The sequence below is a fragment of the Rhodococcus sp. KBW08 genome, from assembly GCF_003852455.1.
Classification (GTDB): domain Bacteria; phylum Actinomycetota; class Actinomycetes; order Mycobacteriales; family Mycobacteriaceae; genus Rhodococcus_F; species Rhodococcus_F baikonurensis.
In genome coordinates this window covers 408,814-434,464 of the sequence record NZ_QAJJ01000005.1, presented here as the reverse complement: position 1 = coordinate 434,464, position 25,651 = coordinate 408,814, and the positions used below count along the sequence as shown (strand labels likewise).

Here is a 25,651-nt window from a genome sequence, read left to right as displayed (position 1 = left end):
TTCTCTGCTCGACAACCTATCTCGCAATCAATCAGACGTCAGCCCCAGATACGACTGTGCGCCGTTTCGGTAGCGGTAACTACCAAAACGGCGCACAGAGGCCGAAGGCCTTAGAGAACTATGTTCACCATCTTGCCCGGCACAACGATCACCTTGCGTGGTGCGTTGCCCTCGAGCAGCGCGACGATCTTCTCGTCGGCCAGGGCGATCTCCTCGACTGCCTTGCGATCGGCATCCGCCGGGACGCTGATGCGGCTACGGACCTTGCCGTTGACCTGGATCGGGTACTCGACGGTGTCCTCGACGAGCCACTTCTCCTCGACAGCGGGGAAGGGGCCGTGCGCAAGAGATTCCGTGTGTCCCAGACGCGACCACAGTTCCTCCGCGAGGTGCGGCGCCAGGGGAGCGAGCATCAGCACCAAAGGTTCGACGGCAGCACGGGGCGCGCCACCCGGGAACGCCTTGGTGAGGTGGTTGTTGTACTCGATCAGCTTCGCAGCGGCCGTGTTGTCGCGCAGCGCCGTGTAATCCTCGATGACACCGGAAATCGCCTTGTTGAGCGCACGCAGCGTCTCCTCACCGGGTGCTTCGTCGGTGACACGGGGCTTGCCGGTTTCCTCGTCGATGACGACGCGCCACACGCGCTGCAGGAATCGCGCAGCACCGACGACATCCTTGGTCGCCCACGGACGCGAGGTGTCCAGCGGACCCATCGACATCTCGTACACACGCAGGGTGTCTGCACCGAACTCGGCGCAGATCTCGTCCGGCGCAACGGCATTCTTCAGGCTCTTGCCCATCTTGCCGTACTCGCGGTTGACCTCGGCGCCCTCGTAGAAGAACTTGCCGTCACGCTCGACGACGTCTTCTGCGGGCACGTAGACGCCGCGGGCATCGGTGTACGCGAATGCCTGGATGTAGCCCTGGTTGTAGAGGCGGCGGTACGGCTCGCTCGAGGACACGTAGCCCAGGTCGAACAGGACCTTGTGCCAGAAGCGCGAGTACAGCAGGTGCAGCACCGCATGCTCGACGCCGCCGACGTACAGGTCGACTCCACCGGGATCGTTGGGGCCGTGCAGTTCCGGACGGGGACCCGTCCAGTACGCCTCGTTCTGCGGGTCGCAGAAGGCGTCCTGGTTGGTGGGGTCGATGTAACGCAGCTGGTACCACGAGCTGCCCGCCCACTGCGGCATGACATTGGTGTCGCGGTGGTAGGTCTGCAGTCCGTCGCCGAGATCGAGCTCGACGTTGACCCAGTCGGTCGCCTTGTTCAGCGGGGGAGAGGGCTCGGAGTTGGCGTCGTCCGGATCGAAGGACACGGGTGCGTAGTCCTCGACCTCCGGAAGCACCACGGGCAGAGCCGAATCCGGCAGGGCGTGCGCGTTGCCGTCCGCGTCGTAGACGATCGGGAAAGGCTCACCCCAGTAACGCTGACGCGCGAAGAGCCAGTCGCGCAGCTTGTACTGGATGGTGCCCTTGCCCTGGCCACTCTCCTCGAGGCGGCTGATGACGGTCGCCTTGGCCTCGGCCACGTCCAGACCGTCGAGGTAGTCGGAGTTCACCAGCGCGCCGTCGCCCGAATACGGCGCCTCCGAAACATTGCCACCGGCAATAACTTCGAGAATCTCCAGACCGAACGCGTTCGCGAACTCCCAGTCACGGTGATCGTGTCCCGGAACTGCCATGATCGCGCCGGTGCCGTAGCCGGTCAGCACGTAGTCGGCGATGAAGATCGGGACCTTGTGGCCGTTGACCGGATTGACGGCGTAGGAACCGAGGAAGACGCCCGTCTTCTCCTTGTTTTCCTGACGCTCCAGGTCGGTCTTGGCGGCAATCGACTTACGGTATGCAGCAACAGCTTCCGCCGGCGTCGTAGCGCCGCCGGTCCAGCGTGCGTCGACACCTTCGGGCCACTCGTCCGCAACGAGCTTGTCGACCAGAGCATGCTCGGGAGCCAACGTCACGTAGGTGGCACCGAACAGCGTGTCGGGGCGCGTCGTAAATACATCGATGCCGTATTCGCCTGCGGCGAAAGTAACCTCGGCGCCGTAGGAGCGTCCGATCCAGTTGCGCTGCATGGCCTTGACCTTGTCCGGCCAATCCAGGTACTCGAGGTCGTCGACCAGGCGATCGGAGTACGCGGTGATGCGCATCATCCACTGCTGGAGGTGCTTGCGGAAGACCGGGAAGTTTCCGCGGTCACTACGACCGTCGGCGGTAACTTCCTCGTTGGCCAGCACGGTACCCAAACCGGGGCACCAGTTGACCATCGAATCCGACTGGTAGACAAGGCGGTACGAATCCAGAACCTTGGCCTTTTCGGCCACTGTCAGCGACGTCCACTCGCGTCCGTCTTCCAGAGCGCGCTCACCGGAATCGAACTCGGCTTCCAGCTCGGAGATACGACGCGCCTTACCGGCAGCCTTGTCGTACCAGGCGCCGTGGATCTGCAGGAAGATCCACTGCGTCCAGTGGTAGAAGTCGACGTCGGTCGTCGCGAGGCTACGACGCTCGTCGTGTCCCAGACCCAGGCGTCGCAGCTGGCGCTTCATGTTGGCGATGTTGGACTCGGTGGTGGTCCGCGGGTGGGTACCCGTCTGCACGGCGTACTGCTCGGCCGGGAGCCCGAAGGCGTCGTAGCCGAGGGTGTGCAGGACATTGCGGCCCTGCATGCGATGGAAGCGCGCGAAGACGTCCGTGGCGATGTATCCGAGTGGGTGACCGACGTGCAGGCCCGAACCCGAGGGGTACGGGAACATGTCCTGAACGAAGAGCTTGTCGGCAGGAACACCGTCGGGCGAGGAGAGCGGACCGACCGGATTGGGCGCGTTGAACGTGCCTTCCTCACTCCAGCGGTCCTGCCAGTGCTGCTCGATCTGGCCGGCGAGCTCCGCGGTGTAGCGGTGCTGCGGAGTTGCGTCGGCTGGTGAATCGGGGGACTGCGGAGACTCGGTCACTGTGGTCGCTATCTACTTGGCTGACGGAAATACCGATAACCAGGGTAGAGCCTGCGCGACCCGGGCATACCATCAAGTCCACTCGCGCCTATCCTGTATGGGTGATCGTTGTCGCTGTGGTGCTATTCGTGCTCGCTGTCGCCGTCGGTGGAGTTGCTGTCGCCGGACTGATCGGCAAACTCCCGCGCAACCGCTGGGCCGGTGTCCGCACCGAAGATTCCCTGCGGAGCGAGGAGTCGTTCGCCCTCGCCAACAAGGTGGCCGGTCCGACCATGCTCGCGGCCGCCGGAATGTTGGTCATCGGCGGAGTCGCAGCATTGACCATCGGCGGAGTCTTCGGCGTCGCGGTCGCGATCATCGCCGTCGTCGTCGCCGTCCTCACTGCCGGTTTCGGTGGAGGCATCGGTGCCCGCGCTGCCGCCGCACTCCCGCAGCAGAGCGGATGCGGTAACGACTGCAACTGCGGCGGACACTCCGAGCCTGCCGCAGACGAGCCGGTGGCGGAGACCCCCGAGGCCAAGGCGAACGCTGCCGCTTGCGGCACCGCTTCCTGCGGTGCCTGCGCGCTCAAGGATGCTTGTCAGCCGGCTCATTGATTCACGTGAAACATCGCGTGGTCGACCCGGCCGGGGTCGTTTTCGGGCTAGTCGTTCCGCTGTTGTGTGCGGTCTTCGGCTTCGTCCTGACAAAAATGTGGGAGCCTCGCCTCCCGGAGCAGATCGCGACTCACTGGACCACTACCTCGCCGGACGGCTTCTCCACCCCGTCTTCCAACGCGTGGACCATCGCACTTCTGACGCTGCTCTTCGGTGGCGGTCTCAGCGCAATTGCCGCTCTTGCTCCCGCGATGTTGATGATGCGTCGATTCATGTTGGTTGTCGGACTGAGCGTGGTCGGGCTCATCACGACAGTGAACTTCGCTCTGCTCTACACCCAACTCGATGTCACCGATCCGACTACGACGTCACTCCCGCTGTGGTCTCTCGGTGTCGGCTTTGTCGTCGGCGCGGTGCTGGGTTGGATCGGTGCCTCATTCCTGCGCGACTACCGCGGCCGCACGCTTGCCGCGACCAAACCATCGGCCGGGTTGCCTCGAAGCAGCTGCCCTCTACCCATCTCCGACGACGTCGGATTCAGCACCAAAGGCTCGGCGATCCTCACTGCGATCACTCTGGCACCCGGAGTCGTCATGGCGTTGTCGATGCGGTCACTCTGGCCGCTGTTCATCTTCGGCGCACTCGGACTGTTCGTCGTCAGCCTGGTTCGCTTCCGGGTGATCGTCGACGAACGGGAAATTCGGGTGATCAACATGGGGGTGGCTGCGATGACCTACGGCATCGACGAAGTTGTCGAAGCCGACGTCGCGGAGATCAAACCGTTCGCGGACTTCGGCGGCTGGGGACTCAAGACCAAGGGTCGTCGCAACTACGGCGTGGTCACCCGCACCGGGCCGGCGGTGGTTGTCACCTTCGCCGGTGGCGACCGGCTCACGATCACGACACCGAAGGCCGAAGACATCGCCGGGTCCCTCAACCGATTGGCCGACGCCCGGACTCGGTAACCGCCGAGCCTGAACCGATCGCTTCCTGAGTCTTTTCCAGGTACCCACACGCCGCCGCCCTGGCTTTGCTGACATCTCGTTCGGCAATTGCTTCGGCGACTCCCCGGTGATGCGAGGACGTCAGCGACGGCGGATGCACCCCTTCGGTCACCTCGTAGGTGGCGCGAACGGTTTCGAGGATCCCGGCAAACAGATCTTTCAGAACCGGATTGTGAGCGGCATCGACGACGGCAATGTGAAATGCGAGATCCACGTCGACGAAGTTCTCCGCTGGGACGTCACGCTTGGCGGCCAGCTCACGAAGTGTCCGAACATCGTCGGCGCTGCGACGCTCACACGCCAAGCGGACTGCTTCCATCTCGAGCGCACGACGCACTTCGAAGACGTATTTCATCTCGTCGACGGACGCGTGTTTGCCGAGCAGGCCGCCGATGTCGGTCCGAGCACGCACGAAGGTCCCTGATCCGCGACGGATCTCGAGGACTCCCGTCGACGTCAGTGTCTTGATCGCTTCGCGCACGGTGTTCCGGCCGACGCCGAGAACACTCATCAACTCCGGCTCGGTCGGAACCCGGTTGCCGACGGTCCAGGCGCCGTCGGAGATCTGCGCGCGCATCCAGTCGAGGGATTGCTCGTACGCGGACTCCTTGCGAACAACGGTCATCTACTCATCCTCACAGCATTCGCGGCGATCATTCCACTCACCTACGATACGTAGGACGACCCACGTATTTTCGAACTCAGTCTTCAGGAGGGGCTTCCCACGTCCGCCACCGCTGTCGCCACCGAACAACGCACACGCCGCACCAACCGACACTTCTACGGCGTGGGCTACGTCCTCACCGTGATCCTTCTGGGCGCGAACATGCCCACCTCCGTCTACGGGCTGTACCGGACCGAGTTCGGATTCACGCCCACCGTCCAGACGCTCATCTACGGCGTCTACGTCGCCGGGCTCGTTCCGGCATTGCTCTTCTTCGGACCGCTGTCCGACGCCCTCGGTCGACGCACCGTGCTTCTGGCTGCGCTCGCACTGAGCGTCGTCGGCACGCTCGTCCTGGCATTCGCCGACGCGACGGTGTGGTTGTTCGTCGGACGCGTCGCTCAGGGCATCGCGGTGGGCGCAGCCAGTGCGGCGGGTAGTGCCGCACTGGTGGAGCAGGAACCGACGTTCGATCACCGACGGGCAGCGCTCGTCTCGACGGTGACGGGTGCGTTGGGCGGTGCACTCGGACCACTCGTGTCCGGTGCGATCGCCCAGTACCTTCCGCAACCACTGCGGTTGCCGTATCTGATCTTCCTTGTCGCGTTCATCCCGGCACTGATCGTGTTGCTGCTGCTGCCGCGGATCGGGGACGTCACACGCCCGAAGCGGTTCTTCCAGATGCCACATGTTCCCGCCACCATTCGAGAGACTTTCTGGCTCAGCTCGCTCGCCGTCGCGCTGTCGTGGGGCGCAGTCGGGCTCTTCCAGTCGGTGGTCCCGTCGTGGATGACCAGCCTGCTGAACATCGACAACCTTCTACTCGGCGGTGGGGCAGCCGCACTGGTCATGATCTGCTCGGTGGTCGCGCAACTCGGCGGAAGCCGCATGGACCCGAGGGCGTCCGTCACCGTCGGCCTGGGAATCCTCGCCCTCGGAATGATCGGGTTGCTCGTGGTCGATCTCGTACCCAGCCTCGCGCTGCTGGGCGCCATCACCGTCGTGGTCGGCGCCGGGCACGGTCTGGCGTTTGCCGGCGGCATGAAGCGCGTCAACGCCGCCGCCCGGAACCACGCACGCGAGAGCCACGGCGGAGTTCTGGCCGCGTTCTTCACCGTCAGCTACGCGGGACTCGCGATCCCGTCGATCATCGCGGGTATCGCCATCACCATCCAAGGAATGCAGACGGCCATCATCGAGCTGTCGATCGTCGGGGCGCTGCTGTGCCTGGCCGTGATGGGCTTCAACCTTCGTGGGGCTCGGGAGCCCGTCGACGCACGCCGTTATCCTTAGCCAGGTGAAGTTTCTCAGTAGGTTCTACATCGACGGGTTCATCCTCGGCATCATCATCGCCGGCGTGCTCGGAAGTGTGTTCCCGGTATCGGGTACCGCGGAGAGCATTCTGAACTGGGCCACCAAGATCGCCATCGGCTTCCTGTTCCTGCTCTACGGCGCACGACTCTCGCCGCAGGAAGCCTGGAAGGGCGTCAAGCACTGGCGACTGCACACCGTCGTCCTTGCCGCGACATTTGTGCTCTTCCCGTTGATCGGCCTAGCTCTGCGATTCCTGTCGCCGACCCTGATCAGCGACGACCTCTACACCGGCCTCCTCTACATGTGCCTCGTTCCGTCGACGGTTCAGTCGTCGATCGCGTTTACCTCGATCGCCAAGGGAAACGTCGCCGGCGCGATAGTCAGTGCGTCGTTCTCCAACCTGATCGGCGTCTTCGTCACGCCGCTGCTGGTGGTTCTGCTGATGAACACCACCGGCCAGGCAACCGTCGACTTCTCGTCGATCCTCGACATCGTCGTGCAGCTGCTGATCCCGTTCATCGTGGGCCAGCTGATCCGCCCGCTGGTGATCGGATGGCTGCAGAAGTACGCCGAACCCACCAAGTACGTCGATCGTGGATCGATCATCCTTGTTGTCTTCGCCGCCTTCAGTGAAAGCATGAAAGAGGGGATCTGGAGCACCGTCACGATCTGGCAGATCGTGATCCTCACAATCGTGTGCTGCCTGATCCTCGCGCTGGTTCTCGGCGTCACTGCCTTCGCGGGGCGCAAACTCGGCTTCGATCTTCCCGATCAGATCGTCATCATCTTCTGCGGGTCGAAGAAGTCCTTGGCAACGGGCCTACCGATGGCGGCCGTGCTGTTCGCGGGCCAGCCCGTCGGCCTGATCGTGTTGCCGCTGATGATCTTCCATCAGATCCAACTGATCGTCTGTGCTGCCATGGCGCAACGCTTCGCGAATCGGGATCCGGTGAGCGTCAGCTAGCGAGCAACGCGTCCCGGGTCGCGTCGACGCAGCCACAACCGCCCTGCAGTTCAGCACAATCGATGGACAACGCATGGCGACTCGATGCCAGGTCGACACAGTTCACCCCGGTGCATTCGAGCGATCCGTCGACATGTCGCAGCAGAGAATCGTGGCAGTGATCGACATCCGAAACACAATCCGCGCACTGGATCTGACGCTCAGCGATCATTACTGCCACCTTTCTCGAAAACGATGACACAGGAATATCATCGACCTCCGACAGATCAGTTCCGTTCGACCTCGATGGGGTGACTGGCCAGCATCGCTACGGGCAGCGGCTGGCGTCGTAGCACCCGTGCCCAGACATCGACTCGGGGCGGCGTCAGCACATCCGACGGCAGTGAGCTGATCACCATCCAGTCTTCACGCTCGAGCTCCGAATCCAGCTGCCCCAGAGTCCAACCCGAGTACCCGGCAAAAATGCGGATCCCTTCGACCAGAGGAGCGATCACCTCCGGGTCCGAGTCCAGATCCACCATGACTACCTTGCCGTCCACCCGCCGCAGGCCGGCGACGCCGTCGATCCGTGCACCGTTGCGAGCGATTCCCAGGCAAAGCGCCGAGTCACGCTTGACTGGTCCACCGATGTACAGCGCCGAAGGATGCGCGGTCAACGGCGCCCACTGCGGCAACACGTTCTGCACGGCCGTCTCACTCGGCCGATTGACGACGACGCCCAAGCTCCCGGCGTCGTTGTGCTCGATCATGTAGATGACGGTGCGGCGAAATGCAGGTTCCGTGAGATCGGTCGACGACACCAACAAACTGCCCGGACGAACCTCCGGTTCTATCCAGGCCATTCGATCCTCGGGTTCTTCTGCGTGCGCCACAAAGACATCATCTCACCGACAACTGCGTGCGGAGGAACGAGACACAGGCGTGTTCAGGTCAGACCCGCCACATCGGCAAGTAGTGCCAGATGCCGCTCGAAAATCTCGCTCGCGTCGCTGAACGTATCGCTTCCGTACTGCCCGAACACCTCGAAGTTCACCGAGCCGAACAGCGATACCCAGACGAGAGTTGCGCGCACTGCGGCATCCGGCGGCAGGTCGGTGCCCAGTTCTTTCCGCACTCCCTCGAGGTCCATTGCCAGCGTGTCACTCAGGTCCGGACCCTCTCGCACCGTGAGTGCGCCCGCTCGATGTGCGGCGTCGATGATCCCGATCAGCCGGGTCACGACGAGAGTGCCAGGACCGGTGGTCTGCTCGCCCGGAGCGTCGTAACCGGGGACGGGGCTGCCGAACAGCAGACCGTAGCGGGCCGGTTCCCGGATCGCCCAACTCCGGACGGCACGCCCGAGGGCAACGAACTGTCCGCGAAAGTCTTCTGCTGCAACGGCATTCACGGCGGCGTCCACTTCCGAGCCCAGTTCCGTGTACCCGTCCACCACCAGCAAGGTCAGCAGTTCGTCGCGACTGGCGACGTAGCGGTACACCGCTGAGGACACGACTCCCAGGTCACGTGCGACGGCCCGCAGAGACAAAGCTGCGGCGCCGACGGCAGCAAGATGCTCGCGTCCGATCCGGGTGATGTCCTGCAGCGTCTGTTCGCGCGCCCGCTCACGGGGAGTCCCAACCATGAGTCCATCTTGCCCCATGGTCGAGAGCAGTATCAACAAAAGAGAGCACTGCTCTTGACAGTGCTAGGGCGCGGGTGCATTCTTGAAAACGAGAGCAGTGCTCTCAGTTCACCCGAAACGAGAAGGAGCACACCATGTCGAACCTCGAAATCGTCACCGGAGCAGGACCTGTCGGATCCGCCGTCGCGCTACAGCTCGCCGAGCAGGGCATCAATGTCCGCCTCCTGACCAGGTCCGGCAGCGGGCCGGAGCACCCGTTGATCGACCGTCGACGCGTCGACGTCTCGGATTCCGAGGCCCTGCGCTCGGTCAGCGAAGGCGCCACGGCCATCTACCACTGCATCCACGCCGCCTACAACGCAGCCGATTGGGAGCGGGAACTCCCGGCGGCCGAGAAGGTCGTGCTCGACGCGGCCGCATCCATCGGCGCCGTCGTGGTCTTCCCCGAAAGCCTCTACGCCTACAACTCCGACACCTTGATGACCGAATCCGATCCACGCAACGCCACCGGCGGCAAGCGTGGCGTGCGGACCGCGCTGCTGCGTGCTCGCGAGGCTTCGGCAACACCTACCGTCAGCGTCGTCGCCTCGGACTTCTTCGGCCCCCGCGTCCGCACCGCCCACGCCGGCGAGCGCATGGTTCCGAAGGTCATGGCAGGTAAGAAGATTCGTGTCATCGGTTCCGCAGACCAGCCGCACTCCTTCACCTACATCCCCGATCTCGCCGCAGCGATGATCGCCGCAGCACACAACCCCGAACTCTGGAACTCCGTCATCCACGCACCCACCGGCCCCGCGCTCACCCAACGCAAGATCGCCGAAGCCTTCGCCCGAGCCGCCGGGACATCCCCCGCCAAGGTGGGCGTCCTGCCCGCCTGGGTGCTCGACGCAGTCGGCAAGGTCAACACCGACAGCCGCGAACTCGCGGAGATGAATTACCAGTTCACCAAGCCGTTTGTCATGGACTCGAGTGCCAGTGAAGTGCTGCTCGGACTCTCACCGACACCGATCGATCAGGCCGCCGAGGAGACCGTCGCGTGGTGGCGCGCGGAACAGGATCGCACCGCTGCTGCCTGAATCTGCAGGCAGGGGCTCTTGACGCAAGAACGGAACGGGTGTTCACTTCTTCACATGGCCTATCGCCGCACTCCGGCAGTACAGGAACGATTGGACGCCCAACGCGCCCGACTGCTCGAGGCCGCCACGACGGCAGTGGCAACCCACGGCTATGCGGGGTGTTCCATCGCCACGGTGGCCAAGAACGCCGGCGTCGGCACCGGGACGCTGTATCGACATTTCGACGGCAAGGGCGAACTGTTCGCCGAAGTATTCCAATCAGTCTGCAGCCGTGAGGTATCCGCGGCTCGGGACGCCGGAGACAGCGCCCGAATCCTGGAAGGCAACCATCGCTCCGCCGTATCAGCGTCGGTTCGCACGTTCGCCGAACGCGCCATGCGTGCACCGGTTCTCGCCTATGCACTGCTGGTGGAACCGGTGGATCCACTCGTCGACGAACAGCGACTCATGTTTCGCGAATCGTTCCGCGATTGCCTGGCCACCGCAATCCGCTCGGCCGTAGACACCGGTGAGATACCTCCGCAGGACGCCACTCTGACGGCAGCGTGCATCGTCGGGGCAATCGGTGAGGCCCTGATCCTTCCGTTGCGCGGCGGCACCACGGATCCCGCTGCGATCGATGCCATCCTCGCCTTCACCCTTCGATCGTTAGGGAGTTTCGATGACACCCACGCATGAAGTCACCAATCAGGTGCCGCCCCTGATCGATTACGACGCAGCCGAATACGCGCCGATCCTCGAGGCACTGCACCGTGAGGGAGCATCGGAGGCGCTCGAAGAGGTTCATCGCGTCGGGGTCCGCGCCGGAAGCGCGCAAGCCCAAGAGTGGGGCGATCTGGCCGAGGAGCACCCGCCCGTCCTGCGAACCTACGACCGCTACGGCAACCGTATCGACGAGGTCCGCTACGACCCCGCCTATCACCAACTCATGATCACCGCAGTCGAATTGGGACTGCACGGTGCTCCGTGGGCTGACCCGGACCCACACGCACACCTCGTCCGAGCCGCGAAGATGGCCGTGTGGGGTCAAACCGACGCCGGCCACGGCTGCCCCATCTCGATGACGTACGCGGTGGTGCCCGCGCTGCGGCACAACACCGAGCTGGCAGAGCAGTACGAACCACTCCTGACCGCCCGGCACTACGATCCAGAGCTGAAAGCTCCCCTCACCAAGCCCGGATTGATCGCCGGTATGTCGATGACGGAAAAGCAGGGCGGTTCGGACGTTCGTGCCGGAACCACAAGAGCGGTACCACAATCCGACGGCAGCTACCTGCTGACGGGTCACAAGTGGTTCACCTCCGCGCCGATGTCGGACGTGTTCCTCGTCCTCGCCCAGGCACCGGGTGGCCTGTCGTGCTTCTTTCTTCCGCGGGTACTGCCGGACGGCTCGCTCAACAACATGTACCTACAGCGCCTGAAGGACAAGTTGGGGAATCATTCCAACGCGAGCAGCGAGGTCGAGTACCGCGACGCTCTCGCGTGGATGGTGGGCGAGGAAGGCCGGGGCGTGCGCACCATCATCGAGATGGTCAACATGACCAGGCTGGACTGCACGATCGGCACGGCCACCGGCATGCGCGTCGGCACTCTGCAGGCAGTTCACCATGCGAATCACCGAAGTGCGTTCGGCGCCAACCTGATCGACCAACCTCTGATGCGCAATGTTCTGGCTGATCTGGCGGCGGAATCGGAGGCGTCGACTACCGTCGCGATGTGGCTGGCCGCTCTGACCGACCGCGCAACCGCAGGCGATCCCCACGCCACCGCACTACGACGCATTTCGTTGGCCGTGAGCAAGTACTTCGTCTGCAAGCGCGGACCGATCCACGCTGCCGAGGCACTCGAATGTCTGGGCGGAAACGGATACGTGGAGGAATCCCGGATGCCGCGCCTCTATCGCGAGGCTCCGCTGCTCTCGGTGTGGGAGGGGTCGGGCAACGTCGCGGCGCTCGACACACTCCGGGCGATGGCGAAGCAACCCGAAACGCTGCAGGTGTTCTTCGACGAACTGAAAGAAGCGAGTGGCGTGGACGCCCGCTTCGATCAGGCCGTGCGGAGTCTCGAAACGGCATTCGGCGATTTCGACGACATCGAATACCGGGCGCGAAAGATCGTCGGTGACATGGCACTCGCACTGCAAGCCTCGCTGCTGCTCCGCTACGGGCACCCCGCGGTGGCCGACGCGTTCTGCGCGAGTCGACTCGGAAGCGACTGGGGGAGCGTGTTCGGAACGCTGCCGAGGGGAATCGACATCGCGCCGATCCTCGAGCGGGCGACCGTCAAGATCGGCGCCTGACCCACCCACTACAGTTTCCGCTTATGAACCGAGCCTCGAACCGCCGCGAGGCCTGGCAGCGCGTACTGCACACCCTGCGTGAATCACCCGGCCTCGGAAGGCTGGCGCTCGTCCGCTTTTCCAGCCAGTTCGGTGACGGAATGTTCCAGGCCGCGCTCGGCGGCGCAATCCTCTTCAACCCGGAACGCGAAACCGATCCGGTGGCGATAGCGGCCGGCTTTGCCGTACTGCTCCTTCCCTATTCGGTGATCGGCCCCTTTGCCGGGGCCCTGCTGGATCGTTGGGACCGCCGCCTGGTGCTCCTGTGGGCGAGCGTGCTCCGCGGGCTCTTCATCCTGACCACCGCGGTGTTGTTGGTGGCCGGCGGCGGTGACACTCTGTTGTTGACGTGTGCGCTTGCTGCCATCGGAGTCAGCCGCTTCGTCGGGGCAGGGGTATCCGCAGCCCTGCCGAAGGTCGTCCGGCAATCGTGGCTGGTGGCAACCAATTCCGTTCTCACAACGGCTGGTTCGGTGGTAGCTGCTCTAGGCGCTTCGGCTGCGGTGGCGATCATCGGCGTGATCGGCGCCGGGGATCGAGCGTCGGGCGCAGCCGTGGCGATCGCAGCGCTGGGGTCCGTGATTGCTGCCCTCGCCGCGGCCAGGTTCACGGCCCGCTCGCTTGGTCCGGTGGCCGACGAGGTGGTCCGCGCCAGCGCCGTTCGTTCGGTAACAGCCGGACTGCGCACCGGTGCAACCGCTGTCTGGGAGGCGCCCGGCGTCACCACGGCAATGATCGGAATCGGCGCACACCGCATCTGCTTCGGCATCAACACCCTCATCATGGTGCTGGTCCTACGCGACACCTCGAACGGCTCCCAATTACCTGGAGGGATGGCCGGATTCGGCGTCGCCGTCGGTGCAACGGCCATCGGAATGCTGATCGCGGCCTTGATCACACCGTTCCTCATTCCGCGGATCGGCCGCTCACGGACGATCACGTACGCCCTGGTGTGCGCGGTTCTCGTCCAGCTCGTCTTCGTGACCACCCTGACGCAAGGCTCGCTGTTGATCGCCGCATTCCTGCTCGGCATCGCCGGCCAGTCCGTGAAACTCAGCGGCGACGCGGCCATGCAGATCGACATCGACGACGACCGTCGTGGCCAGGTATTCGCCTTGCAGGACACCGTGTTCAACGTCGCGTTCATCGGTGCGATCGCGGCGGCGTCGACGGTGATCGCGCCCGACGGCAAGAGCGTCGGCCTGGCCCTCGCCGGCGCGGGCGTCTACGCCGCGGGGTTGTCGGCGGTACTGATCAACCGCAAGAAACGAGAAACCAGCCCTACTGGGTAGCCCACCACTTCAGCAGTTCGGCTTCGGCCTCGTCCCGTTCGAGCGGCCCGCGATCCAGACGTAGTTCCTTGAGGAACGTCCATGCCTTGCCCACCTGCGGGCCGGCCGGGATGCCGAGCAGTTCCATGATGGCGTTGCCATCGAGATCCGGACGCACCCGAGCGAGGTCTTCCTGCTCCGCAATGCGCGCGATCCGCTCTTCGATGTCGTCGTACGTGGCCTGCAACTGCGCGGCGCGGCGCTTGTTGCGCGTGGTGCAGTCGGCCCGGACGAGCTTGTGCAAGCGGGGGAGCAACTCGCCCGCGTCGGTGACGTACCGCCGCACCGCCGAATCGGTCCACTGCCCCTTGCCGTAACCGTGAAAACGCAAGTGCAGGAACACGAGCTGCGAAACGTCGTCGACCATCTGCTTCGAGAACTTCAAGGCCCGCATGCGCTTGCGCACCAGCTTGGCGCCGACCACCTCGTGGTGGTGGAAGCTGACGCCGCCGCCCGGCTCGTTGCGCTTGGTGTCCGGCTTCCCGATGTCGTGGAGCAGTGCAGCCCAACGCAATACGAGGTCGGGATCGCCTTCTTCGAGGTCGATCGCCTGCTGGAGCACGGTGAGAGAGTGCTGGTAGACGTCCTTGTGCTGGTGATGCTCGTCGATCTCGAGCTTCATCTGCGGAACCTCGGGCAGCACGTACGCGGCCAGCCCGGAGTCGACCATCATGTTGATGCCGTCCACCGGGTACATGCCCAGCATCAGTTTGTTCAGCTCCACCTGCACGCGCTCGGCGGTGATCCGCTCGATCTGCGACGCCATCTCCTTGATGGCCTCGAAAACACGATTGTTCAACGTGAAACCAAGCTGCGAGACGAACCGGGCTGCGCGCAGCATCCGCAATGGATCGTCGTTGAACGAGTTCTCCGGCGCCGACGGCGTATCGAGCTCTCCGGCCAGCAGGGCGTCCATGCCGTTCAGCGGATCGACAAAAGTGTAGGAACCGTCCGCGCCGATCTTCATCGCCATCGCGTTGACGGTGAAATCGCGGCGCACCAGATCGTCGGCCAATGTCGTTCCGTACTCGACTATCGGATTGCGGGAGACGCGGTCGTAAGCGTCGGCCCGGAAGGTCGTGATCTCGATCTCCTGGCCGTGCTTGATGGCGCTGATGGTCCCGAACTCGATGCCGGTGTCCCACTGCTTGTCCACCCAGCCCTTGAGCAGAGCCTGAACCTTCTCCGGCCTCGCGTCCGTCGTGAAGTCCAGATCGCCACTGAAGCGGCCGAGGATCGCGTCGCGAACACTGCCACCCACCAGGAACAGCTCGTGACCGGCCGCAGCAAAACGCTCACCGAGCGGGTTCAACACGTCGGACAACGTGCCGAGCGTTGCAGTGGCGTCGGCAAGCAGTCGTAGGCGGCGATCAGCGTCGGAGGTAGGGACAGTCACGTGAAAGGAGCTTACTTAAGGTGCGCAAATAGCAGAACGCGCATACGAACGCGATAGACCGCTTTGCGCGGGTTACCGGGCAACGCAGCAAGGCCAACTAGTATCGATGAGGTGTCTGGTGCCGAACGAACAAACAGGAGTCGCCGCAACCCGCGGCGTCGACCTGCCGTCGGCAACCCCGATAAACCTCTGATGCGAACCGTCCGTGAAACTTCTGCGGGCGGCTTGGTCGTCGATGGCTGGGGAGGACCCCCGGAACGCCTCTGCGCTGCACTGATCGGTCGAACCGACCGCCGTGGACGCCTGCTCTGGTCGCTACCCAAGGGCCATATCGAGCAGGGTGAGACCGCCGAACAGACCGCGATGCGTGAGGTCGAAGAAGAAACCGGCATTCAGGGAACTGTCCTGGCACCGCTGGGCAGCATCGACTACTGGTTCGTGACCGAAGGTCGACGCGTCCACAAGACCGTGCACCACTATCTCCTCCGCTTTCTCGGCGGTGAACTCTCCGACGAGGACATCGAGGTCACCGAAGTCGCCTGGGTGCCACTGACGGAACTGCACTCGAGACTCGCGTACGCCGACGAGCGCAAGCTGGCCGAACTCGCATCGCAGATGATCGCCGAAATGCCGCGAACGGAAATACGACAAGAACAGCACCCGAAGGAACCGGACGCCGGATGAGAATGGCTCTGCGGCGGGCCGGTGTGGCCGCTCTGGTGATGGCCGCTGTCGGTTTCGGGCCTGCAACGACTGCCGTCTCCTGGGCCGCTCCGTCCAGCCAGCCCAGTGAGCGCGCCCCGGCGCGAAACACCAACGATGCCAAATTTCTGCAGCTGACCATCGACTCCACCGCACCGACCACGGTGACGACCACCAGTGACCGCAACGTCGTGGTCAAAGGCACGGTGAAGAATGTCGGTGACCGTCCCGTCGAGGACGTCGGAGTGAGGCTGCAACGCGCTCCCGCGATCGACTCCAGTTCGGACGTGCGCGCAGCACTCGATTTCGATCAGGCTGTTTTCGACACGGTCGGCGAATTCGACACCGTTGCCACCACCCTCGACACCGGACAATCCAAACAGTTCACACTCACCTTGCCGCTCCGAAGCACCACCGGTCTGTCTCTCGACATCACCGAACCCGGCGTGTACCCGATGCTCGTCAACGTGAACGGCACCCCCGAGTACGGCGGTGCCGCCCGGCTCGACGACGCACGCTTCCTGCTCCCCGTCCTCGGTGTGCCGGCCGCAGCCGAATCGAACGCCACATCCGGAACACCCAGTTCGTCGGCGACGGCCGTCGTTCCCCCCGACACGTCCGCCCCGATCGGCGTCACGCTCATGTGGCCGCTGGCCGACTCTCCCCGACTCGTCGGCGGAATCCCCGGCTCGGTCAACGAGCCCGTCCGCCTGATCGACGACGAACTTGCCACCGAACTTTCCGACGGCGGCCGCCTGGACGCGTTGGTCGACGCGGTGGAGAGCGCCACCAAGCCCGAGAGCGATACCGATCGCCGCGTCACCGACGCGCTCTGCCTGGCAATCGACCCGGATCTTCTGATCACCGTCGAGAACATGACTCGCGGATACCTCGTGGCCGACAACTCGTCCGATCCCACCGGGCCGTCGCACGAAGGCCGTGGCAGCGACGCCGCCAACCAATGGCTCGGCCGGGTGAAGACTCTCGCGTCCTCGATGTGCACGACGGCGGTTCCGTTCGCGCAAGCCGATCTCGCCGCGGTCACCTCGGTGGCCAATCCGGAACTGACGGCTACCGCGCTCGCACGCCCGGCAGACATCGTCGACAACATCCTCGGCGTGACTTCACTGCGAGATTTCGTATGGCCCGATTCAGGTGTCCTCGACTCGGCCACCGCAGAGGTGCTGAGCGTGAATCCCACCACAGCGATGGTGGCTGACACCTCCGTCGACTCGGCAGCCCCGCAACTGTCGTCGCGGATAACCGGCTCACTCGACGCGCTTGCCTTCGACACCTCGGCAGCCGCAGCATTGGCCGCCACCGGCTCGGAACCGCAGGTCCCGTCGTACATCCCCGACGACACCGCGCCGACCATCGACATCGAATCGCGCAGCGCCCGGCGTCAGGACGCGCTGGGAGCGATGGCCTGGGCGGCGCTGACGCCGACGTCATTGCCGCGCAATCAGATCTTCGCGCCGCCGCAGCTGTGGACCGCAGACAGCAACGACGCCACCGCGGTGCTCTCGATGCTCGCGACCCTCATCCGCTCCGGTCTCGCCTCACCGCAGGCCCTGCCGGCGCTGCTCGGCAGACAACCGGGTGCCACGGACGCCGCCACGCTCGACTACCCGGACCGAGCTACCCAGGACGGCCCGCAGACGTCCGTCGTCGAGACCGCAACCACCCAACTTCCGCGTATCGACGGACTCGAAGCTTCGCTCGTGGACGATCCGGCGGTGTTGCTCACCCCCCGGGGATTCACGGCGCCGCTCCGCGAAGATCTACTCCGCTCGATGACTTTGGCCGATCGCCGCAACGTCGACTCCGCCTCGGTCAATCGGGCGGAGCGCGCCGCGACCATCCGCGCCGACAACGTCACCGAAGCCGTAGACGGGATGTACCGGGCCGTCAGTGTCGTGTCGCCGGGCGGCGTCTACACCCTCGCGTCGGGGCAGAGTCCGCTCCTGCTGGTGGCGCGCAACGAGCTGCCCATCGCCATCAACGTCGACCTGCGTGTGGAAGCCCCACCCGAGATGCAGATCAGTGACATCGGTCCCAAACAGCTGCCGCCGCGAGGTAGCCGACAGTTGACTGTGCCCGCGGAAATGAACGATTCTCGCAAGCTGGAAGTCAACTTCTCGCTGACCACGACAGATGGCCGCCAATTGGGTACGCCGACCAGCGTGACCGTACGGTCGAATGCGTACGGTCGTCCCCTGGCCGCCGTGACGGCGACAGCGGGAGGGTTGCTGCTGTTCCTGGCAGGGCGACGGCTGTGGCATCGATTCAAGGGTCAGCCGGACCCAGCAGATGAAGGGTACGAACGCTCATGACCGGGAATCCACCCGAGGAGGGTCGCCGCTCGGCGATCACCCGCAAGAGTGCCACGACCCGCTCGCATCCTCGGATGCCACCGTGGGAGCGCGGTTACCCGATTCAGCCGGTCAACCCGGACGCACGTTTCGACGACGCACCCACCATGACCATCCCGGTGATCCGCGACTACCCCAGGTACCGCGAAGCCGAGATGGAGTTCGCGGACCGGCAGACGACCAAGTCGGACGAGTTCGACACCGACGCCCATGTCCAGGTCGGGGAACGCAAGGAGACGAACTCACGACTCCTCGCGGCAACGGGTTCCATCGCGATCGCGACGCTGACGAGCCGCATCACGGGATTCGCCAAGCAGTTGATGATCCTGATGGTCCTCGGTCCGGCCATCGCCAGCTCGTTCACCGTCGCCAGCCAAATCCCGAACATGATCGCGGAACTGGTTCTGGGCGCCGTGCTCACCGCCATCGTCGTCCCCGTGCTGGTTCGCGCCGAGCGGGAGGACGCCGATCACGGCGAAGCGTTCGTCCGACGCCTCTTCACGGCGTCGCTAGTTCTACTCGGCATGGCCGCGTTGCTCGCGACCCTGGCAGCACCCGTACTCACCAAATACGTCTTCCTGTCCGAAGACGGCAAGGTCAGCACCGACCTGACCACCGCGCTGTCGTATCTGCTTCTGCCGGCGATCCTGTTCTACGGGCTGTCGGCGCTGTTCACAGCGTTTCTGAACACCAGACAGATCTTCAAGCCCGGCGCCTGGGCTCCCGTACTCAACAATGTCGTCGTCCTCGTGGTGCTCGTGGTCTACCGCCTGACTCCGGGCGAGATCTCGCTCGATCCGGTCTCGATGGGCGATGCAAAGCTGCTCACCCTCGGCATCGGCATCACCATCGGCGTCATCGTGCAGGCAGCCAGCCTGATCCCCGCGCTTCGCCGCGAGAAGATCTCGCTCAAGCCGCTGTGGGGTCTCGACGATCGCCTGCGCCAGTTCGGCGGCATGGCCGTCGCCATCGTCTTGTACGTCCTGATCAGCCAGATGGGCATGATCTTCGCGACCAAGATCTCCTCCCACGCCGACGAAGCCGGCCCTGCCATCTACAGCCAGGCCTGGCTACTCCTGCAGCTCCCGTACGGCGTGCTCGGAGTGACGGTACTGACGGCGATCATGCCGCGCTTGAGCCGCAACGCAGCTGCCGACGACACCCCGGCTGTCGTGGACGATCTGTCGGTCGCGACGCGTCTGACAATGATCACGCTGGTTCCGATCATCATGTTCCTGACCTTCATGGGTCCGCAGGTCGGTGAAGCGCTCTACGGTTACGGACGCTTCGGGCCCGAACAGGCCGAACGACTCGGTACCGCCGTGAGTTGGTCGGCATTCACGTTGATTCCGTACGCGCTGGTCCTGATCCAACTTCGAGTGTTCTACGCCCGCGAACAGGCCTGGACGCCGACGTGGATCGTTCTCGGCATCACTGCAGTGAAGATCGCTTTCTCGGCGCTGGCTCCGGTCTTCGCCTCCAACAGCGATCAGGTCGTGATCCTGCTCGGTGCGGCCAACGGTCTCGGCTACATCACCGGCGCCGTCATCGGCGGATACCTCCTGCACCGCAGCCTCGGAAACCTGCAGATGGCCAACGTGGGCAAGACGGTCTGGTCCGTCGTACTCGCCTCGCTGGCCGGTTCGCTGACCATGCTCGCGGTCGACCGAGTCCTCGGATTCGATCAACTCACCGAGCGTTTCGGCGGACCTGGCTCGATGGTTCGCGTTGCCGTCGGCGGCATCCTGATGCTCGCGATCACCTTCACGATTCTCTACTTCAAGAAGGTTCCGGAGGTTCTGTCGGTAACGGTTGCGGTCTCCCGCAAGATTCGTTCACTGACAGGTCGCGCCGAACCGGACACACGTAACAACACCGACGACGACGTCACCGAGCTGATTCCTGCAATCAGAACGGAATCAAACGAGCAAGAACGACCGGGTGCGCTCCCGTACCCTGGTCATGGGCGTACAGGATCGCAACCCGCGCGTATTCGGGGACGGGCTATCGATGGAGAAGGAGCGAGGGTGAGCGACGACAACGTTTCCGGCAACAAGAGTGCCGGGACTTCTGCCGTGAAAGCGTCCGAACAGAAGTCAACGGCATCGTCGGGCACACCTGCATCCACGAGTTCCTCCGCCTCTGCCGGCCAGAAACCACAGCAGGGTCAGAAGCCTGCACAGCGACCGCAGCAGGGCCAAAGCCCGCAGGGTCAGAAGCCGCAGCAGGGCCAAAGCCCGCAGGGTCAGAAGCCGCAGCAGCCGGTGCAGAAGGCCGCTCCGCCGGTGCCTCCGGTTAGTGTGTCGAAGACACCCGCGGCACCCGTGTCGAAGACACCTGCTCCGGACAAGAAGGCACCCGAACCTCAGAAGACGGCTGCCGCTCAGACACCGCCGCCAGCTGCGCCTCGCACACCTGCCGCCGGATCCGCATCACGACCGGCCCAGCGACCGATGCCCCGTGGACCCAAGCTCATCCCGGGCGCCTCTGTTGCCGGCGGACGCTACCGTCTGCTCGCGCCGCACGGCGGAACCCGCGGATTGCAGTTCTGGGAAGCTCTCGACGTCAAGCTCGACCGTGAAGTAGCCCTGACGTTCGTCGACGCCGATCAGCGCGGCGACGACGACAGCCAGGCCGGACCACAGGCGGTTCTCTCGCGCACGCTGCGCCTGGGACGGATCAACTCGCCCGGTCTGGCTCGCGTCCTCGACGTCGTCCGCGGAAGCTCGGGCGGCATCGTCGTCGCCGAATGGACTCCCGGTCGCTCGCTGCGTGAGATGGCCGAGACCACGCCGTCACCGATCGGTGCTGCCCGCGCCATTCGCGCCCTCGCGGCCGCTGCCGAAGCTGCTCACCGCACCGGCGGCGCACTGTCCATCGATCACCCGGACCGCGTTCGCATCAGCATCAACGGTGACGCCGTACTGGCGTTCCCGGCGACGCTTGCCGACGCCGATTCCACCAGCGACGTTCGCGGTCTCGGCGCCATGCTGTACTCGCTCATCACGGCGCGCTGGCCGCTGGCCGAACCGTCCGCCGGTCCCGTCGGTGGTTTGCTTCCCGCCGGACGCGGCGCCGACGGCAACATCGTCGAGCCTCGAGTCGTCCGTCCGGAGGTCCCGTTCGACATCTCGGCCGTGGCAGTTCGAGCGTTGCAGTCGGAGAGTGGAATCCGCACTGCTGCCACCGTGCAGCACATCCTCGATCAGGCATCCGTCGTCAACGACAAGACGGAAATGATTCCGGCACTTCGTCTCGGCCACCGCGAACAGGGAGCGTCCGGTCATGCACTGAACGACCCCGAAGCCATCGAGGCCGAGAAGAAGAAGTCGACGCGGATGCTCGCGGCACTGACGGCGCTCGGTGTCTTCACCGTGATCGTCCTGATTCTCCTTGTGGTGTGGGTGGCGAGCTTCCTCTCGGGTGGTAGTAACGACACCCCTCTCAGCGAGCAGAGTTTCGGATTGACCACCGAAGCCACTGCGCCCGAGAACAATTCACCCGCGCCCGCACCGGCGGCGGCAACCGTGCCGGTAGCTGCCTCGGCCGTAACGGTGTTCTCACCCCAGGGCACGCCGGATCAACCGGCAACGGCCAAGAACGCCATCGACGGCAATCCGGCCACTGCGTGGTCGTCGGACTCGTACTTCCAGCCGTTCCCGTCACTGAAGAACGGTGTCGGCCTGATGGTGAGTCTTGCCGATGCAGCCAACCTGAAGAACGTTGCAATCACGTCTGATTCGCCGGGAACCGTCGTTGAAATCCGTTCTGCCCCTTCTGCGAATACTTCACTGGATCAGACCAAGGAAATCGGATCGGGTGTCCTGAAGAACGGTGTGACCGACATTCCAGTCACTTCGGATGGCTCGGGTCAGTATGTCCTGGTTTGGATTACGCAGCTCAGCACCGAATCCGGACAAAACCAGACATCCATCTCGGAGATTGCTTTCACTGCTGCAAAGTGATCGCCCTTGGCCCTTCCGAAACCTACCGACTGGGCTAATATCCGCCCGTGCACAGTTATCGGGGGGGCACCGGGGGCGGAGCCGGAAATTTCGAATCCAGAAGTCTCGAGAACAAAAATCTCGAGGCGACGGATTTCGAATTGTTGACCGCTCATGTCGCGGGCGATCGACACGCGTTCCGTGAACTACTGCTCCGGCATCAGGATCATCTGTGGCACGTTGCCCGGCGAACGAGCTACTCGGAGGAGGACGCGGCAGACGCTCTCCAGGAGGGTCTGCTGTCCGCGCACCGCAAGGCGGCGAAGTTTCGCGGTGACGCGGCGGTGCGTAGCTGGCTCCACACCATCGTGGTCAATGCCTGCCTCGACCGGATCCGACGCAACAAATCGCGGGCCGCATTCTCTCTGTCTTCCGAGAATGCGGAGGAACCCCGCGATCACCGCGATTACGCGGCAGGAGTGGACATGAGCCTGACCGTCGAACAGGCACTGGCATCGCTGCCCCCTGAGCAGCGTGCTGCCGTCGTCGCCGTCGATGTCGAGGGGTATCCGGTGGCCGAGGCCGCCGAGAGATTGGGAGTGCCCGTAGGGACCGTGAAGAGTCGCTGCGCCCGCGCGCGTAAGCGCCTCGCCACCCAGTTGGAAGACTTTCGCGAAGGCGGGAACCATTCGTGAACCGGACGCGTCCTATCTTGTAAGCGTCCACACCGACTGCCGAGGGAGGGTTCATGACAGATCCGTCTGTTCGTGTTCCGTCGCCTCCGTATTCGGAAGACCTACTAGCGGATCTTCACGCCGGGGTTCTCGATCCCGAAACCAGTGCGGCCCTGTGGCCGCGGGTGCACGCAGACCCCGACGCCCATGCATTTGTCATTACTCTCGACAGCGTCACAGCATCACTCGCGACACTGAACTCGCGCGAGGCCTCTCACGAACGGATTCCGAATTCGCTTGCCGAGCGAATCAATTCGGCACTGGATAAACAGTCCAGCCAGGTCGAGCCGCCAGCAGAGACAACCGTCGTGCCGTTCCGGCGACGCCCACAAGCGTGGGTGCTCGGTGCCGCAGCAGCCGTGTTGGTGGCCTTCGTGATCGTAGTGGTCGGAACCCGAGATTCCGAGCCTGCCGAAAGCGTTGTCGCTCAACCAAGCACACCGGCGACGTCTGCTGTCGACGATCCGGATTCGGCGTCCCTTCTCTCACTCATCGGCTCGGAAAACCTTGGACCACTGGAAGATCCGTCCAAGCTTGCCGGCTGCCTCAGCGCCAATGGCATCGACGAGGGCAGGCCTGTCCTCGGCTCCGGTGAGGTTCGCATCGACGGTGCACCTGCGATAGTCATCCTCTTCGCGGGATCGCAGCCGCGTCAGATCACCGCACTGACTGTTGGCATCAACTGCAGCGACGAGAATCCGAATACGTTGTCAATCAAGAACATCGGTTGACGGTGTCAGCGCGGCGTTGCCGCGGGAAGCAGGAGCTCGAGGATTCTCCCGCGCAATGCATCCGTATCGTCCTCGACCGCTATCAGACTCGAAAACATCGCTGCTCCGGCCGCCAATACCAGCACGGCCTTGGCATCGAGCAGTGCCGATTCGGGATCTTCGGCATTCTGAAGGAAGAGTTGCGTGCTCGGCCCGCTGAAACCGCGCCACAATTCGTTACGTAAGTCGTCATGGTCACGCAGCGCAGCCAGCAGCCCCGGCGACGCGGCGCGAACCTCGGGCCGCGAGAACAGCTGAGCACTTCCCTCCACCACCCAACGGATCCAACCGTCACGGTCGGTGCCCTCGAACGGTGTCAGGTCTGGTGTCGCGCCCAGAATGGACCCGAGAACAAGATGTGCCTTCGACGGCCATCGCCGTGACATCGAAGCTCGGCTGACCCCTGCCCGTGCCGCGATCGCCCGGAGACTGAGTTGCTCCCATCCGACCTCGAGGAGCATCGCTCGGGTGACCTCGAGGACTGTGTCGTCGATGCGTGGGTCTCGTGGGCGACCTGATCCTGTGGCGTTCATCGTGTCGAATTGTCGGACAGATTGGGAGTAGGCGCTATATCGTCGTAGTTACGAGTCCACTGGCATCGTAAAGATCAGGCCGCCGCAGGAAGTTGAAAATGACCACAGCGCCCACACCGTCGATATTCGAACCCGCACGTCTCGGCCCCCTGACCTTGCGTAACCGCATCGTCAAGGCTGCGACGTTCGAGGGCGTCATGCCCAGGGGAGCGGTCTCGGACGATCTGATCAACTTCCACGCCGAAGTGGCTCGGGGCGGGGCCGCGATGACCACTGTCGCCTACTGCGCCGTCTCACCAGGTGGACGCGTCCACCGCGACACCCTTGTCATGGACGAGCGCGCGCTGCCGGGACTGCGCAGGCTGACCGACGCCGTCCACGCCGAAGGCGCACTTGCCGCGGCGCAGATCGGCCACGCGGGACTGGTCGCCAATACACTTTCCAACAAGACGAAGACTCTGGCGCCGTCGACCCGGCTGAGTCCGCCCGCGATGGGCCTCGCCAAAGGCGCGACACTTGCCGAACTCGACGGTGTCGTCTCCGACTTCGAACGGACCGCCCGCGTCGCAGTGGACGCAGGATTCGACGCCATCGAGGTCCATCTCGGTCACAACTATCTCCTCAGTTCCTTCATGAGCCCCAATCTGAACAAGCGCCACGATCGATACGGTGGCAGCGTCGCCAAGCGCGCCGAGTATCCGCGTCGAGTCATCGAAGCGGTGCGACGGGCCGCTGGATCCAACGTAGCGGTCACCGCGAAATTCAACATGTCCGACGGGGTGCCGAAAGGTCTGTGGCTCGACCAGAGTCTGCCGATCGCACAGATCCTCGAAGGCGACGGCCACCTGGACGCGATGCAATTGACCGGTGGCAGTTCACTTCTCAACGGAATGTACTTCTTCCGTGGCGAGGTACCACTGGCTGAATTCGTCGCCTCCCAACCGAAACTCGTCGGGTACGGGTTGAAGTTCTACGGTCCCAAACTCTTTCCGACGTACCCGTTCGAGGAGGGCTTCTTCCTTCCCTACGCCCGTCAGTTCCGGCAGGCACTGAGGATGCCGCTGATCCTGCTCGGCGGCATCAACCGCGTCGACACCGTCAACCACGCACTGGATGAAGGATTCGAATTCGTCGCCATGGCGCGTGCGCTCCTCAGGGACCCGCAACTGGTCAACAAATTCCAGGCCGAGAGCGCCGACGAGGGACTGTGCATCCACTGCAACAAGTGCATGCCCACCATCTACACCGGCACGCGCTGTGTGGTTCGGGACGCGCTGGTGGTTCGGGAGGCACTGCGCCCCGCCCAGTGAGCCCCGCGCTGTGAGCTGCCGGCTG

Annotated in this window: 20 protein-coding genes; 14 read left to right on the top strand and 6 right to left on the bottom strand. The window is 64.1% G+C overall.

The genetic code is table 11. From position 1 onward, the window contains the following. Positions 1 to 110: 110 nt before the first annotated feature. Positions 111 to 2,957, bottom strand: coding sequence for a leucine--tRNA ligase (leuS, locus tag DBV08_RS07505; RefSeq protein WP_124567001.1), 2,847 nt, complete (start codon positions 2,955 to 2,957; stop codon positions 111 to 113). A 101-nt stretch (positions 2,958 to 3,058) separates the two neighbouring features. Here leuS and DBV08_RS07500 point away from each other — a divergent pair, with 101 nt between their 5' ends. Continuing rightward, positions 3,059 to 3,553 (top strand): SdpI family protein, encoded by a 495-nt coding sequence (locus DBV08_RS07500; RefSeq protein ID WP_030537477.1) that lies wholly within the window; start codon positions 3,059 to 3,061, stop codon positions 3,551 to 3,553. A gap of 5 nt (positions 3,554 to 3,558) precedes the next feature. Beyond that, on the top strand, positions 3,559 to 4,518 hold the full coding sequence (locus tag DBV08_RS07495; protein ID WP_260395344.1) for a DUF1648 domain-containing protein: 960 nt from the start codon (positions 3,559 to 3,561) through the stop codon (positions 4,516 to 4,518). Here the strand turns inward: DBV08_RS07495 and DBV08_RS07490 are convergent. Then, positions 4,487 to 5,182, bottom strand: a complete 696-nt coding sequence (locus DBV08_RS07490) for a FadR/GntR family transcriptional regulator (RefSeq protein ID WP_124567000.1) — start codon at positions 5,180 to 5,182, stop codon at positions 4,487 to 4,489. The two genes, DBV08_RS07495 and DBV08_RS07490, sit on opposite strands and share 32 nt — an antisense overlap. A 162-nt stretch (positions 5,183 to 5,344) precedes the next feature. On the opposite strand from DBV08_RS07490, the gene DBV08_RS07485 reads away from it, so the two are divergent. After that, positions 5,345 to 6,514, top strand: a complete 1,170-nt coding sequence (locus DBV08_RS07485) for an MFS transporter (protein ID WP_124566999.1) — start codon at positions 5,345 to 5,347, stop codon at positions 6,512 to 6,514. A 4-nt stretch (positions 6,515 to 6,518) separates the two neighbouring features. Next, entirely contained in the window at positions 6,519 to 7,499 is a 981-nt protein-coding gene (locus DBV08_RS07480; RefSeq protein ID WP_095973468.1) for a bile acid:sodium symporter family protein, read from the top strand. A 266-nt stretch (positions 7,500 to 7,765) separates the two neighbouring features. Here DBV08_RS07480 and DBV08_RS07470 read toward each other — a convergent pair whose 3' ends face one another. Continuing rightward, positions 7,766 to 8,371, bottom strand: coding sequence for a YqgE/AlgH family protein (locus DBV08_RS07470; RefSeq protein WP_124566997.1), 606 nt, complete (start codon positions 8,369 to 8,371; stop codon positions 7,766 to 7,768). A 53-nt stretch (positions 8,372 to 8,424) separates the two neighbouring features. After that, the gene (locus DBV08_RS07465; RefSeq protein WP_095973471.1) at positions 8,425 to 9,120 is read right to left on the bottom strand and encodes a TetR/AcrR family transcriptional regulator; all 696 of its coding nucleotides are present in this window, start codon (positions 9,118 to 9,120) and stop codon (positions 8,425 to 8,427) included. Positions 9,121 to 9,254: 134 nt separating this feature from the next. On the opposite strand from DBV08_RS07465, the gene DBV08_RS07460 reads away from it, so the two are divergent. From DBV08_RS07460 to DBV08_RS07445, 4 genes are read left to right on the top strand one after another with little or no spacing between them, the layout of a single operon-like run. After that, positions 9,255 to 10,196 (top strand): NAD-dependent epimerase/dehydratase family protein, encoded by a 942-nt coding sequence (locus tag DBV08_RS07460; RefSeq protein ID WP_124566996.1) that lies wholly within the window; start codon positions 9,255 to 9,257, stop codon positions 10,194 to 10,196. A gap of 54 nt (positions 10,197 to 10,250) precedes the next feature. Beyond that, the gene (locus tag DBV08_RS07455) at positions 10,251 to 10,874 is read left to right on the top strand and encodes a TetR/AcrR family transcriptional regulator (RefSeq protein ID WP_124566995.1); all 624 of its coding nucleotides are present in this window, start codon (positions 10,251 to 10,253) and stop codon (positions 10,872 to 10,874) included. Further along, positions 10,858 to 12,495, top strand: coding sequence for an acyl-CoA dehydrogenase family protein (locus DBV08_RS07450; protein ID WP_124566994.1), 1,638 nt, complete (start codon positions 10,858 to 10,860; stop codon positions 12,493 to 12,495). The genes DBV08_RS07455 and DBV08_RS07450 overlap by 17 nt, the downstream gene beginning before the upstream one ends. A 23-nt stretch (positions 12,496 to 12,518) precedes the next feature. Continuing rightward, on the top strand, positions 12,519 to 13,826 hold the full coding sequence (locus DBV08_RS07445) for an MFS transporter (protein WP_095973477.1): 1,308 nt from the start codon (positions 12,519 to 12,521) through the stop codon (positions 13,824 to 13,826). Here DBV08_RS07445 and DBV08_RS07440 read toward each other — a convergent pair. Beyond that, entirely contained in the window at positions 13,816 to 15,261 is a 1,446-nt protein-coding gene (locus tag DBV08_RS07440; RefSeq protein ID WP_095973478.1) for a CCA tRNA nucleotidyltransferase, read from the bottom strand. The two genes, DBV08_RS07445 and DBV08_RS07440, sit on opposite strands and share 11 nt — an antisense overlap. 111 nt (positions 15,262 to 15,372) lie before the next feature. Here DBV08_RS07440 and DBV08_RS07435 point away from each other — a divergent pair, with 111 nt between their 5' ends. From DBV08_RS07435 to DBV08_RS07415, 5 genes are read left to right on the top strand one after another with little or no spacing between them, the layout of a single operon-like run. Next, positions 15,373 to 15,945: an NUDIX hydrolase gene (locus tag DBV08_RS07435; protein WP_166810406.1), complete on the top strand. Its 573-nt coding sequence runs from the start codon at positions 15,373 to 15,375 to the stop codon at positions 15,943 to 15,945. Further along, positions 15,942 to 18,296, top strand: a complete 2,355-nt coding sequence (locus tag DBV08_RS07430; RefSeq protein WP_095973480.1) for a DUF6049 family protein — start codon at positions 15,942 to 15,944, stop codon at positions 18,294 to 18,296. Before DBV08_RS07435 ends, DBV08_RS07430 begins: the two co-directional genes overlap by 4 nt. Next, on the top strand, positions 18,293 to 22,300 hold the full coding sequence (locus DBV08_RS07425; RefSeq protein ID WP_124566993.1) for a murein biosynthesis integral membrane protein MurJ: 4,008 nt from the start codon (positions 18,293 to 18,295) through the stop codon (positions 22,298 to 22,300). The genes DBV08_RS07430 and DBV08_RS07425 overlap by 4 nt, the downstream gene beginning before the upstream one ends. 47 nt (positions 22,301 to 22,347) lie before the next feature. Continuing rightward, positions 22,348 to 22,974 (top strand): RNA polymerase sigma factor SigM, encoded by a 627-nt coding sequence (sigM, locus tag DBV08_RS07420; RefSeq protein WP_124566992.1) that lies wholly within the window; start codon positions 22,348 to 22,350, stop codon positions 22,972 to 22,974. A gap of 53 nt (positions 22,975 to 23,027) precedes the next feature. Further along, positions 23,028 to 23,744 carry a hypothetical protein gene (locus tag DBV08_RS07415; RefSeq protein ID WP_124566991.1) on the top strand — a complete coding sequence of 239 codons (717 nt, stop codon included), beginning with the start codon at positions 23,028 to 23,030 and terminating at the stop codon, positions 23,742 to 23,744. A 5-nt stretch (positions 23,745 to 23,749) separates the two neighbouring features. On the opposite strand, the gene DBV08_RS07410 is transcribed toward DBV08_RS07415, so the two are convergent. After that, on the bottom strand, positions 23,750 to 24,316 hold the full coding sequence (locus DBV08_RS07410) for a helix-turn-helix domain-containing protein (protein WP_020909857.1): 567 nt from the start codon (positions 24,314 to 24,316) through the stop codon (positions 23,750 to 23,752). Between the two features lie 98 nt (positions 24,317 to 24,414). Between DBV08_RS07410 and nox the strand changes: the two genes are divergently transcribed. After that, positions 24,415 to 25,626 carry a 4,4'-dithiodibutanoate disulfide reductase gene (gene nox / locus DBV08_RS07405; RefSeq protein ID WP_124566990.1) on the top strand — a complete coding sequence of 404 codons (1,212 nt, stop codon included), beginning with the start codon at positions 24,415 to 24,417 and terminating at the stop codon, positions 25,624 to 25,626. Positions 25,627 to 25,651: the final 25 nt, after the last annotated feature.

Bases quoted from the DNA above. Each gene is read 5' to 3' on its own strand.
- DBV08_RS07425 (WP_124566993.1), top strand. From the start codon at position 18,293: ATGACCGGGAATCCACCCGAGGAGGGTCGCCGCTCGGCGATCACCCGC.
- DBV08_RS07465 (WP_095973471.1), bottom strand. From the start codon at position 9,120: ATGGTTGGGACTCCCCGTGAGCGGGCGCGCGAACAGACGCTGCAGGAC.
- DBV08_RS07455 (WP_124566995.1), top strand. From the start codon at position 10,251: ATGGCCTATCGCCGCACTCCGGCAGTACAGGAACGATTGGACGCCCAA.
- DBV08_RS07415 (WP_124566991.1), top strand. From the start codon at position 23,028: ATGACAGATCCGTCTGTTCGTGTTCCGTCGCCTCCGTATTCGGAAGAC.
- DBV08_RS07460 (WP_124566996.1), top strand. From the start codon at position 9,255: ATGTCGAACCTCGAAATCGTCACCGGAGCAGGACCTGTCGGATCCGCC.
- DBV08_RS07410 (WP_020909857.1), bottom strand. From the start codon at position 24,316: ATGAACGCCACAGGATCAGGTCGCCCACGAGACCCACGCATCGACGAC.
- DBV08_RS07490 (WP_124567000.1), bottom strand. From the start codon at position 5,182: ATGACCGTTGTTCGCAAGGAGTCCGCGTACGAGCAATCCCTCGACTGG.
- DBV08_RS07430 (WP_095973480.1), top strand. From the start codon at position 15,942: ATGAGAATGGCTCTGCGGCGGGCCGGTGTGGCCGCTCTGGTGATGGCC.
- DBV08_RS07445 (WP_095973477.1), top strand. From the start codon at position 12,519: ATGAACCGAGCCTCGAACCGCCGCGAGGCCTGGCAGCGCGTACTGCAC.
- DBV08_RS07450 (WP_124566994.1), top strand. From the start codon at position 10,858: ATGACACCCACGCATGAAGTCACCAATCAGGTGCCGCCCCTGATCGAT.
- nox (WP_124566990.1), top strand. From the start codon at position 24,415: ATGACCACAGCGCCCACACCGTCGATATTCGAACCCGCACGTCTCGGC.